This window comes from Vreelandella glaciei, assembly GCF_013415125.1.
In the GTDB taxonomy this organism is placed as follows: domain Bacteria; phylum Pseudomonadota; class Gammaproteobacteria; order Pseudomonadales; family Halomonadaceae; genus Vreelandella; species Vreelandella glaciei.
The window spans coordinates 118,806-131,042 of sequence record NZ_JACCDE010000007.1 but is presented as its reverse complement, the minus strand read 5'-3'; the positions used below and the strand labels follow the sequence as shown (position 1 = coordinate 131,042).

The following is a 12,237-nucleotide window of genomic DNA, read 5'->3' as shown; positions in this document are numbered from 1 at the left end:
TCAATCAAGGTCTAGTAAAGTGAGTGCTCAAGCCCACGGTGATACACCGCTTCACGGGTGACGGTGTGGTAAGGCGGGCGGTCTAACTGATAGGCCATGGTCATGGCATCCAACATGCTCCACAGCACATCGAGCTTGAATTGCAGGATGTCCAGCGCACGCTGCTGCAGCGCCACCGTTGTACACACGCTTAAGGCGATTTCCAGCCCGTGCTCAACGTCTCGGCGGGCTTCGCTGAGGCGCTTACGAAAGTAGCGATAGCCCTGCTCGTTAATCCACGGATAGTGCTGGGGCCAGGTGTCCAGGCGGTTTTGGTGGGCTAGCGGAGCAAACAGCTCGGTAAGCGATGAGATTGCTGCCTCCTGCCAGGGGGCTTGGGCTACAAAGTGGCGGTAAGCATCCACCGCAAAGCGCACGCCGGGTAACACGCGCTCCTGGGACAGCAGCGTATGGCGGTGCAATCCCACGGCTTCACCGAGGGCCAGCCAGGCTTCAATCCCACCCTCATCGCCAGCGTGTCCGTCGTGGTCTAGCAGGCGCTGCACCCATCGTCTGCGGGTGGCTACATCCGTGCAGTTGGCCAGTAGCGCGGCATCTTTTTGGGGAATCATCAGTTGGTAGTAAAAGCGGTTAGCCACCCAGCCCTGCAACTGTTCTCGGCTAAGTTCGCCGTTGGCCATCGCCTGCTGAAAGGGGTGGTTAAGGTGGTAGTACTGCCCTTTATTCATCAGCGCTTCACGGAACGCCTCCCGATTGAGCGGGGTGGCAGCAGCGCAGGGGGTAATCGCTGTTAGCGCCATGATCAATCTCCTAATATTGGCGATAGGGCTATAGCGTGAGTTTCATACCGTCGTAGGCTGTTTCGATGCCTGCGCCCTGAAGTGTTTTTGCCGCCTCGCTGGTGCGGTCTAAAATCGGGTTGGTGTTGTTGATATGAATCAAAATGCGCCGCGTACTGCAGGGCAATTCGTTAAGTAACTCATACATGCCGCCGCTGCCATTGAGCGCGAGGTGCCCCATCTGTTGACCTGTTGAGGTGCCAACGCCTAGTGCCTGCATTTCGTCGTCTTCCCACAGGGTGCCGTCTACCATCACCACATCGGCGGCGTGTAAGAAGCGCATGGCCAGTGGTGTGGGGTTGCCAAGTCCTGGGGCGTAGCACAGCGACTTACCGCTGCGGCGGTCGACCATATACAGCCCTAGATTATCGCCACAGGAAGTCGCTCCACGCCGTGGTGAGTAGGGCGGGGCATTGCTGTGTAGCGCAAAGGCGGTAAGCGCGATATCCGGCAGGAAGGGAATCGAAAACTCGACAACCTCCTGATGCTCTTTCAAGCCAAGCGGCTGCCAGCGCAGCCCGCCCCAGTGCTCCAACATCGTGAACAGTGGAAACCCAGTAGATAAATCGTTATGTACATTGGGCGTGCACCATACATCCAGCGGGCAGCCCTCTCTTAGGGAAAGTAGCCCGGTGACGTGGTCGATCTGGGCATCCACCAGCAGCACGCCACGAATACCGCTGCCCCGCAGTTCGCTTGGCCATAATTCCGGGTTGGCGTTGAGCTGGGCGCGAATGTCAGGGGAGGCATTGCATAGCAGCCACTGTTTGCCATCAACGCTTAACGCAATGGATGACTGAGTGCGTGGTTGATGGTCGCCGCTGCCTTGGCGAGCGTGAAAGCAGTTCGGGCAGTTGCAATTCCACTGAGGAAAACCGCCCCCTGCGGCAGCCCCAAGAACTAGAACCTGCATAGGCTGGCCTCTTAAGTCGGTGCTGCGATGTAAATAAAGCCCCTACCTGCTATAAACCTAATAAAGGCAGGGGCGGCGTCTTAGCGAGTAGAGATATAAAGTGTTACTTCAAAGCCAAGGCGCATATCTTGATAGGTCGGTTTCGTCCACATAAGGAACTCTCCTGCGTTGGTAAGCATATTGTCGTGAGTGGTGTTGCAACTGTCGTTACAAGTGTTACTACACATGTTGGTGCGGGCACTGTCAGCGGTTAAGCATCACTGCCATGGCCGCTTCTTCAGTTAAGCACCGGTAGGGCCAACTGCCTGTGGTACTTTGGGAGTAATTTCCTCGCTCTTTTGTTGGGGCTTGAAGCCTCAACCAAGCCGTGTTGTAGTTAAACAACCCTGTTGTATCAAAGGTTGAATAGCATCTGGCAGCCGCTCCGTTAGATCCTAGATAGCTAACAGGTGTATGACTAACGTCGAAAATGGGCAGTGCCTAATCGCTGTACGGCGGCGCTGTAGGAAGGTAACCGCAGCAGAAAAAACAAAGGAGAACGCGAGTGAAAATAGGTGCACCGAAGGAGAGTGCCCGGGGGGAAGCGCGTGTCGCGCTGACCCCAGAGAGCGCCAAACAGATTCAGAAGCTAGGCCACGAGTGTGTAGTGGAAACCGGCGCTGGCTTGGCCGCGGGCTTTAATGACGACACTTATCGCGATGCTGGCGTTACCGTGGTGGACGGGGCTGACGCGCTCTGGCGCGACGCTGAGGTGGTCATTAAAGTCCGCGAGCCCTCTGATGAAGAGGCCGAGCGGCTGCGTGAAGGTCAAACGCTGATAGCCTTCTTCTGGCCCGCGCAAAACGAAGCGCTGTTGGAGAAGTGTAAGTCCCAGGGTGCTACCGTTATTGCCATGGATATGGTGCCGCGGATTTCGCGGGCACAGAAGATGGACGCGCTCTCCTCCATGGCCAACATCGCTGGCTACCGCGCGGTGATTGAGGCGGGCAATAACTTTGGTCGCTTCTTCACTGGGCAGGTAACGGCAGCAGGTAAAGTGCCCCCCGCCAAAGTGCTGGTGATTGGTGCCGGTGTGGCCGGTTTATCGGCGATCGGTACCGCCACCAGCCTGGGCGCCGTGGTACGTGCCTTTGACGTGCGCCCCGAGGTTTCTGAGCAGATCGAATCCATGGGCGCCGAATTCCTGTTCCTCGATTTCGAGGATAGCCAGGACGGTTCTGAAAGCGGTGGCTACGCCTCGCCCTCAAGCCCTGAGTTCCGCGAGAAACAGCTGGAGTGCTTCCGCGAGCAGGCGCCCGATGTGGATATCGTGATTACCACCGCGCTGATTCCCGGCAAGCCTGCGCCCAAGCTGTGGCTGGAAGATATGGTCGCGGCGATGAAGCCGGGCTCGGTGATTATTGATCTGGCCGCCGAGAAGGGCGGTAATTGTGACCTGACCAAGCCAGATGAGCGCGTGGTCTCGGATAATGGTGTCGTAGTAATCGGCTACACCGACTTTCCTTCGCGCATGGCAACGCAGTCATCGCTGCTCTACGCCACCAATATCCGCCATATGTTGACCGATCTTACGCCTGAGAAAGACGGCGTGATCAATCATAATATGGACGACGACGTTATTCGTGGCGCTACGGTGACTCACGATGGCGAAATCACCTTCCCGCCGCCGCCCCCTAAAGTGAAAGCGATTGGCGCTTCAAAACCCAAGAAAAAAGAAAAAGAGCCCACGCCGGAAGAGAAAAAGGCCACTGAGCTAGCCGCCTTTAAAGCGCAAACCAAGCGCCAGGTGAGCCTATTGGCTGTTGGCGGCGTACTGATGTTGCTGCTGGGCCAAGTGGCGCCAGCGTCCTTTATGCAGCACTTTATTGTCTTTGTACTGGCCTGCTTTATCGGCTTCCAGGTGATTTGGAAAGTGAGTCACTCGCTGCATACGCCGCTAATGGCGGTAACCAATGCGATCTCAGGCATCATTATTTTGGGGGCGATTCTGCAGATTGGCTCCGGCAGCGCAGTGGTTAGCGTACTGGCGGCGATCTCAATACTTATCGCGTCAATCAATATCGTGGGTGGCTTCCTGGTGACACGCCGGATGCTGGCCATGTTCCAAAAATCCTAAGCGGCGGAGAGACGATATGTTAGAGCAAGGATTCGTATCTGCCGCGGCAATCGCGGCGAGCGTACTGTTTATTCTGTCGCTGGGCGGCTTGAGTAACCAAGAGAAAGCCAAGCGGGCCGTGTGGTACGGCATCGTGGGCATGGCGGTAGCGGTGTTCTTCACTGCCCTCGGCCCAGGCATTGGCGGCTACTGGTGGCTGATTCCGATGATGCTGATTGGCGCGGGTATTGGCGCCTACGTAGCGGGCAAGGTCGAAATGACCGAAATGCCTCAGCTTGTCGCAGCGCTGCATAGCTTTGTCGGTTTAGCGGCGGTATTGGTGGCTTGGAGCGCAGATTTAGAGCGCCGCAGGGTGATGGCCGCGCGTGCCGCCGAAGCGTCTTTGGATCAGTTCTCCGCCTTCGCCGCGCTGGTCGCCACCAAAGCCCCCGACGAGCTAATGTTCCTGCAGGTTGAGGTGGTGCTAGGCATCTTTATTGGCGCCATCACCTTCACCGGTTCGGTGGTCGCCTTTGGTAAGCTGGCGGGTAAAGTGGATGGTAAGCCTCGTCAGTTGCCCGGCGGGCATATGCTTAACGCTGGGGCGGCGGTACTGTCGCTACTGCTGGCCATTCTCTACCTGAACGGCGCAGGCTTCTGGACGCTGATTGTGCTGGCGGCGCTGGCATTCTTCATCGGCTACCACCTGATCATGGGCATTGGTGGTGCGGATATGCCCGTGGTGGTCTCCATGCTCAACAGCTACTCCGGCTGGGCGGCGGCCGCTATCGGCTTCACGCTTTCTAATGATCTATTGATTGTCACCGGCGCGCTGGTGGGTTCCTCCGGTGCGATTCTCTCTTACATTATGTGTAAGGCGATGAACCGCAACTTTATCAACGTCATTTTGGGCGGCTTTGGTGGCAGCCAAGGGCCCGCGGCGGAGATCGAAGGCGAGCAGGTGGCGATTGACGCCGGTGGCGTAGCGAGCGCCCTGAACGATGCCGACAGCGTGATCATCGTACCGGGCTACGGTATGGCCGTGGCCCAGGCGCAAACGGCGGTGAGCGATTTGGTGCGCAAGCTTCGTGCAGCGGGCAAGACCGTGCGCTTCGGTATCCACCCGGTCGCGGGCCGTTTACCGGGCCATATGAACGTGCTGCTGGCGGAAGCCAAGGTGCCTTACGACATCGTGCTGGAGATGGATGAAATCAACGACGATTTTGCTACCACCGACGTGGTGATCGTGATTGGCTCCAACGATATCGTTAATCCAGCGGCCGAAGAAGACCCCAATAGCCCGATTGCTGGCATGCCGGTATTGAAGGTATGGGAAGCCAAGCAGGTGTTTGTCTGCAAACGTGGCCAGGGCACCGGCTACTCTGGTATCGAAAACCCGCTGTTCTTTAAAGAGAACACGCGCATGTTCTATGGCGATGCCCGTGATAGCTTAAATACGCTGCTGCCGTTGATTGATTAGGCCTTTGCGTTTTAGCTACCCACGTAACTTAGCTGGACGCTAGGCTACTAAGAGCTATTAGGGACTGAGCCCGCGAGCAATCGCGGGCTTTTTAGTTTCTGTGCAGGGCGCTGCTACTCCTGCTATGGTCGACTACCACCTTATGTGTTGAGCAATCGCGACTATGAATCAACGCCCCAATCCCCGAGTACTGCTGCGTTTGCTGGGTCTACTGCGCCCCTACCGCACGCGGTTGGCTCTGGCTGGCCTGGCGCTACTTATGGCCTCGGGAAGCGTGCTCCTGCTAGGGAATGGATTGCGTCTGGTCATCGACAGAGGTTTTCTCGCCGCTGATCAACAGGCGTTGGCCCAAACACTGGGTTTAATGCTGGCCGTAGTCACGGTGCTGGCGCTTGTTTCTGCACTTCGTTACTACCAAGTGACCTGGATTGGCGAGCGCCTGGCTGCGGACTTGCGCCAGCGCGTGTTTGATCATTTGCTCACTTTAGAGCCGAGTTTCTTCGAGAGCGCCAGCTCCGGCCGTGCTGCCGGAGAGATCGCCTCTCGGCTGACCGCGGACACCAGCGTTCTACAGAGCCTGTTTGGCTCCTCGGTCTCGTTGGCGCTGCGCAATCTGGTCATGCTGGTAGGCGCCGTGGTGCTCATGCTGGTGACTCAGCCGTGGCTCTCGGCGATGGTGCTGATTGGCATCCCCGCTACGCTTCTACCGATTGTCTGGTACGGCCGCCGGGTACGGCGACTTTCGCGCACTAGCCAGGATCGTGTGGCCGAACTTGGCCGTTATGCTGAGGAGGCGCTGAGCGGCATTCGAACCCTCCAGGCGTTTACCCACGAAGCGGCGGATAAAACCCACTACGGTCAGCGCGTGGAGCAGGCGTTCGGCAGCGCCGTAGAGCGCACCCAGCAGCGCGCCTGGTTGACCGGTATCGCCATGCTAGTGGTGTTTACTGCAGTTGGCTTAATGCTCTGGCAGGGTGGTCAGGCGGTGTTAGATGGCACTATGAGCGCGGGCGAGCTATCAGCATTTATTTTTTATGCCGTGCTGGCGGCGGGGGCTATCGCCACCTTGGCTGAAGTCGCGGGTGATGTGCAGCGCGCAGCGGGGGCGGCAGAGCGCTTATTGGAGCTGCTTGATACTCAGCCCGCAATCCAGTCACCTGCGAATCCACATCCCCTACCGATGCCATCAAAAGGTGACATTGTGCTGGAGAGCGTCAGCTTCACCTACCCCGGCCGGGCAATCCCAGCGTTGGAAGGGTTTGATCTGCATATTAAGCCGGGAGAACGGGTAGCGGTGGTGGGGCCTTCGGGGGCGGGTAAAAGCACCCTCTTGGCGTTGTTGCTGCGCTTTTATGATCCTAGCCAAGGGCGTATCAGCCTTGATGGCTGTGATATCCGCAGCTTAGAGCTTGCTGCCTTGCGCAGTGTCATGGGGCTGGTGGCGCAAGAGCCTGTGCTGTTCAGCGGCTCGGTGGCTGAGAACCTACGCTATGGTGACCCCGAAGCGAGCATTGAAAGGCTGCGCACTGCTGCCCAGGATGCCAGTGCCCTCGACTTTATCGAGGCGCTGCCTCAAGGCTTTGATACGCCTCTGGGGCCCGGTGGGGTGCAGCTTTCCGGCGGCCAGCGTCAGCGGCTCGCTATCGCCCGGGCGCTGCTTAAAAACCCTGCAGTTTTGTTGTTGGATGAAGCCACCAGCGCCTTGGATGCGGAGAGTGAGCGGCTAGTACAGCAGGCGCTGGATCGGCTGATGGTAGGACGCACCAGCATCGTCATTGCCCATCGGCTCGCCACAGTTATCGCCGCTGATCGTTTGCTGGTGCTCGATGGTGGAAAGCTAATCGCAGCGGGCACCCACGATGAATTAATCACCACTAGCCCGCTCTATCGTCATTTAGCCGCGTTGCAGTTCGGCGGTGAAACGTTATAAAACGGTCCTTTTAATGATGGGAATATCGATGTCGAGCTTCTTTCAGCGCCTTAACGCCGTAAATGCCCCTTCGATTGGCCTGGGCTGTATGAACCTCTCCCACGGCTACGGCAGCATCGTGCCGGAAAGCGCGGCTTTACGAGCGCTGGATGAGGCCTTTGATATGGGCTATCGCCACTTTGACACCGCCACCCTGTACGGCGCTACGGCCAATGAGAAAGTGGTCGGGCGCGCTTTGGAGGGCAAGCGGCATCAGCTGTTTCTGGCCAGTAAATGCGGCATGGCGATGGACCCTGAGTCAGGCAAACGGGTGATTGACGGCCGTCCGGCAAACCTGCGCAAACAGTGCGAAGCAAGCCTTGCGCGCCTGCGTACCGACCATTTGGATCTCTACTACCTGCACCGCTTGGATCGCCAAGTCCCCATTGAAGAGAGCGTCGGCGCGCTGGGGCGCTTGATGGAAGAGGGAAAAATTGGTGGCGTGGGGCTCTCTGAAGTTTCTGCGCTAACGTTACGTCGTGCGGCAACTGAATATCCCATCGCCGCGGTGCAGTCGGAATACTCGCTGTGGACGCGCAACCCTGAAATCGCCCTGATCGATGCGTGCCGAGAGGTGGGCGCGGCCATGGTCGCGTTTAGCCCTCTGGGGCGCGGCTTCTTAACCGGCGCCATTCAAGACCCAGCGCGTCTTGAAGAGGGCGATATGCGCCGTAATATGCCGCGCTTCAGCGCCGAAAACTACCCGCATAATATAAAACTATTTGAACGCCTTGCGGCGCTGGCGCAGGCTTTAAACGTAACGCCGGGGCAACTGGCACTGGCCTGGCTGAAAGCGAAAGGCGACGACATTATTCCCATTCCGGGGACACGCTCACCTGACCATATGCGCGAAAATTTAGCGTCGGAAACACTGCGCCTTGATGCCATCACAATGCAGCAGTTGGATGCCATGATGACGCCCGATCAGGTCGCAGGGGCTCGCTACAGCGAGGCGCAGCAAGCGGATATTGACACCGAGGAGTTCACCCGTTAGCAGCGACTAGGAGTGGGTATTAACAGGGGTGATGGGTAAAAACTATTAGAGCGGTCGCAAAAAGCAAATTGTGCCTATGGCTGATCTGCTTTAAAACAGTACCAAGTGAGTGAGGTGTCCGTGCTAGTCAGAAAGACAACGTACACGACGCTCAACGTCAGTTGACTTGGTCGCTAGAAAGCGAGCACCACCAAGAAAAAAAGCAACTAACACAAAATAGAGTGATGGGAGAGCGCGATGAGTGGTAAATGTCCTGTAATGCACGGTGGTAATACTTCCACAGGTACGTCGAATAAAGACTGGTGGCCTGAAGGAATCAACCTGGATATCTTGCACCAGCATGACCGCAAAACGAACCCGATGGATGCAGATTTTGACTATCGGGAAGAGGTCAGAAAGCTCGATTTTGACGCGCTCAAGCAAGACGTCCACGCGTTGATGACTGACAGCCAGTCGTGGTGGCCAGCTGACTGGGGTCACTACGGCGGTCTAATGATTCGTATGGCATGGCACTCTGCGGGCACCTACCGTCTTGCCGACGGCCGTGGCGGCGGTGGTACCGGTAGCCAACGTTTTGCACCCCTCAACTCCTGGCCGGACAACGTCAGCCTCGATAAGGCGCGTCGTCTACTGTGGCCGATCAAGAAGAAGTACGGCAACAAGATCAGCTGGGCCGATCTGATGATCCTGGCCGGTACCGTTGCCTACGAATCCATGGGTCTGCCTGCTTACGGCTTCTCGTTTGGTCGCGAAGACATTTGGCACCCGGAAAAAGACATCTACTGGGGCGATGAGAAAGAGTGGCTGGCGCCTTCCGACGAGCGATACGGCGACGTTGAAAAGCCTGAAACCATGGAAAACCCGCTTGCTGCGGTTCAGATGGGGCTTATCTACGTGAACCCTGAAGGCGTGAACGGCGTGCCCGACCCGCTGAAAACTGGCCAGCAAGTGCGTGAAACCTTCGCCCGTATGGCGATGAATGACGAAGAGACCGCTGCCCTGACTGCCGGTGGACACACCGTGGGTAAGTGCCACGGTAATGGCGATGCGGCAGCGCTGGCGGCTGAGCCAGAAGCCTCTGACGTTGAAAACCAGGGATTTGGCTGGGGCAACCCGACCATGGGTGGCAAGGCAAGCAATGCCGTTACGTCTGGCATTGAAGGTGCCTGGACCACTCACCCCACCCAGTTCGACATGGGCTATTTCGACCTGCTGTTCGGCCATGAGTGGGAGCTGCGCAAGAGCCCGGCTGGTGCTCACCAGTGGGAGCCCATCGACATCAAAGAAGAGGACAAGCCGGTTGACGCCAGCGACCCCTCTATTCGCCACAATCCGATCATGACCGATGCGGATATGGCCATGAAGATGGATCCGATTTACCGCGCCATTTGTGAAAAATTCATGGCGGACCCGGAGTACTTCAAGAAGACCTTCGCTAAGGCGTGGTTCAAGCTGACCCACCGTGACCTAGGCCCGAAAGCACGCTATATCGGCCCGGAAGTACCCGCTGAAGACTTGATCTGGCAGGATCCAATTCCGGCTGGGAGCACCGACTACAGCGAAGAAGTGGTTAAACAGAAAATCGCCGACGCCGGCCTGAGCATCAGCGATATGGTTAGCACCGCGTGGGATAGCGCGCGCACTTACCGTGGTTCTGATATGCGCGGCGGTGCCAACGGTGCACGCATTCGCTTAGCGCCACAGAAGGATTGGGAGGGCAACGAGCCTGCGCGTCTCGCCAGCGTATTAGCCGTGTACGAGAAGATTTCTGCTGACACTGGCGCAAGCCTTGCCGACGTGATCGTTCTGGCCGGCAGCGTAGCGATCGAAAAAGCCGCCAAAGCCGCAGGCTACGACGTTCGCGTGCCATTCCTGAAAGGGCGTGGCGATGCTTCTGCCGAGATGACCGACGGCGAATCGTTTGAGCCACTAGAGCCGCTGGCTGACGGTTTCCGTAACTGGCAGAAGAAAGACTATGTCGTGAAGCCGGAAGAGTTGTTGCTGGATCGCGCGCAGTTGATGGGGCTGACAGGGCCGGAAATGGTCGTGCTACTGGGTGGTATGCGTGTGCTGGGTACCAACTACGGTGGCACCAAGCACGGCGTATTCACCGACCGTGAAGGTCAGTTGACCAACGACTTCTTCGTCAACCTGACCGATATGGGCAACACCTGGAAGCCGGTGAGTAAAAACACCTACGAGATTCGTGATCGTCAGACGGATGCCGTTAAGTGGACCGCCTCCCGCGTTGACCTGGTGTTCGGTTCTAACTCGCTGCTGCGCTCCTACGCGGAAGTCTACGCCCAGGACGACAACGACGAGAAGTTCGTCAAAGACTTCGTCGTCGCCTGGACGAAAGTGATGAACGCGGATCGCTTTGACGTCGCCTAAGCACTAAGCGTTTTAGTTCTTGTAAGTAAGCCTGCACCTTCGGATGCAGGCTTTTTTTCTTAGGCGCTCACTAAAAAGCACCCAAACGGGTGCCTTTTAGCCTTATTAATGATGAGAAATTAGAACTCTTCTCACTCCGCTACTTCATGCTTTTGCTGAGTGGCCTGAGGAGGGCGGCTAGGCGCTTGAGGTAGTCCAGTGACTGTCCGCGCTTTATGCGCTACCGTGGAATGAATCTGCTCCATTGAGGCGGGCGTTTCCTGGAGATTAGCCGCCGCTTGTTCGGTACGCGATGATAGCTTATGAGTACCATCCGCCATATCGCTGGCATCGGATAAAACCGTTCGAGCGTTTGGGCGCACCTCCTGAAGTGTGGGCTGCATGCGCTCCACAAAGGCATTAAAACCATGGGCGAGGTCGCCAATTTCATCCTGAGTTTTGGCTTCTAAACGGCGCTTCAAATCGCCTTTTCCTTTGGCAATATCCGCCATGGCACTGGCGGTATGCTTGATAAGCGCAAGTGAACGCCGCGCGGCATAGGCAACCACCACCAGCAGCGACTGCAGCAGGCTGTTTGTCGCGGTCGTAAAGGCGGTGATGGGAACGGTGACCCCGACCACCCAGGAAGTGCCTTCCACTGGGCTCCACATGAGCACGGTCTGCTCACCGCTGGGCATGGTTATTTCACCGGAGCCTGCCGTGCCGCTGAGTATTTGCTGACTCAATGCATCCAGCCCTTGGTAGCCCTGCTGGTCGGCATCGGTATAATTGAGCGACATGCGATACTCTTCAACCGGATGAGCAATGACTTGCCCTTGGCTGTCGATTAGCCAGCCGTAGCTGCCATCGCCAACATTAATATCGGAGGTAATATCAGATACGGCGGCCATGGAAACGGTCATGCCCAGCAGTCCCGCTCGATTGCCACGCTCATCGAATACAGTATCAGCGACAATAGCCGTTGGCAGGCCACTCACCATGGAGATAACCGGATCGCTTAGCAGACTATCCTGGGTGCCGTCAGTCACTAAGGCTTTGAAATAAGGACGTTCGGCTATCTGCAAGTTGACGCCTGCGTGAGTTAGGGTCGCTCCAGATGCGTCAGTAAAGAACAGTGACTCGATGGTGCCCCCCGGCGGGTAGCGTTTTTCGAGCCAAGCGCGGTGAGACGCAAGCGGCACGTCTTCCACCAAACGCTCATCTTGAGCAAGCACGGCGATCCAATTACGGTACCCGGTAATCCAGCGGCTGATTTCATCTGCCCGAGCTTCTACCTGCCGCTTCCCGGCATTATCGATTAACGCTAGAATAGCCTGGTTAAGCTGTTGATTGACCACAAAGCCTAAAATAACAGCTACCACTAAGAGAGGAATAGCGACAGCGACCAGCAGTTTCTGCGTCAATGAAAGACGAGAAATTTTTTCATTTGTTGCCTCGATATGTTGGCCAGAAGCAGAGCACAAGGATGTTGGCGAGTGTCATACTCTGGCTGTTTAATGGTTCCCTGGTTTTATTCTTACTGCCGCTACTCATTAGCGGCGAATGGTGCACTTGCT

8 protein-coding genes and 1 pseudogene are annotated in these 12,237 nt (G+C 57.0%); 5 read left to right on the top strand and 4 right to left on the bottom strand.

Translation table 11 applies throughout. From position 1 onward, the window contains the following. Positions 1 to 11: 11 nt before the first annotated feature. The 3 genes from pqqC to pqqA form a co-directional block, all read right to left on the bottom strand. Positions 12 to 800, bottom strand: a complete 789-nt coding sequence (pqqC, locus tag HZS80_RS06935) for a pyrroloquinoline-quinone synthase PqqC (protein WP_035560602.1) — start codon at positions 798 to 800, stop codon at positions 12 to 14. A 28-nt stretch (positions 801 to 828) separates the two neighbouring features. Continuing rightward, a complete protein-coding gene (pqqB, locus tag HZS80_RS06930) occupies positions 829 to 1,752 on the bottom strand; it encodes a pyrroloquinoline quinone biosynthesis protein PqqB (protein WP_179915581.1) in 924 nt (307 codons plus the stop codon). Between the two features lie 80 nt (positions 1,753 to 1,832). Next, entirely contained in the window at positions 1,833 to 1,904 is a 72-nt protein-coding gene (gene pqqA / locus HZS80_RS06925; protein ID WP_009722990.1) for a pyrroloquinoline quinone precursor peptide PqqA, read from the bottom strand. A 392-nt stretch (positions 1,905 to 2,296) separates the two neighbouring features. Between pqqA and HZS80_RS06920 the strand changes: the two genes are divergently transcribed. The 5 genes from HZS80_RS06920 to katG all read left to right on the top strand — a co-directional run bounded on the left by HZS80_RS06920 (position 2,297) and on the right by katG (position 10,681). Continuing rightward, positions 2,297 to 3,868, top strand: a complete 1,572-nt coding sequence (locus HZS80_RS06920) for a Re/Si-specific NAD(P)(+) transhydrogenase subunit alpha (RefSeq protein ID WP_035560606.1) — start codon at positions 2,297 to 2,299, stop codon at positions 3,866 to 3,868. Between the two features lie 16 nt (positions 3,869 to 3,884). Then, the gene (locus tag HZS80_RS06915) at positions 3,885 to 5,327 is read left to right on the top strand and encodes an NAD(P)(+) transhydrogenase (Re/Si-specific) subunit beta (RefSeq protein WP_035560608.1); all 1,443 of its coding nucleotides are present in this window, start codon (positions 3,885 to 3,887) and stop codon (positions 5,325 to 5,327) included. Positions 5,328 to 5,490: 163 nt separating this feature from the next. Further along, complete coding sequence (locus HZS80_RS06910) at positions 5,491 to 7,257, top strand: ABC transporter transmembrane domain-containing protein (RefSeq protein ID WP_179915580.1); 1,767 nt, start codon at positions 5,491 to 5,493, stop codon at positions 7,255 to 7,257. Positions 7,258 to 7,285: 28 nt separating this feature from the next. Continuing rightward, positions 7,286 to 8,290: an aldo/keto reductase gene (locus HZS80_RS06905; RefSeq protein ID WP_179915579.1), complete on the top strand. Its 1,005-nt coding sequence runs from the start codon at positions 7,286 to 7,288 to the stop codon at positions 8,288 to 8,290. Positions 8,291 to 8,527: 237 nt separating this feature from the next. Beyond that, entirely contained in the window at positions 8,528 to 10,681 is a 2,154-nt protein-coding gene (gene katG, locus HZS80_RS06900; protein WP_179915578.1) for a catalase/peroxidase HPI, read from the top strand. A 206-nt stretch (positions 10,682 to 10,887) separates the two neighbouring features. On the opposite strand, the pseudogene HZS80_RS06895 reads toward katG, so the two are convergent. Continuing rightward, positions 10,888 to 12,120 (bottom strand): annotated as a pseudogene (locus HZS80_RS06895) (cache domain-containing protein); the annotation flags it as partial. Between the last annotated feature and the right edge of the window lie 117 nt (positions 12,121 to 12,237).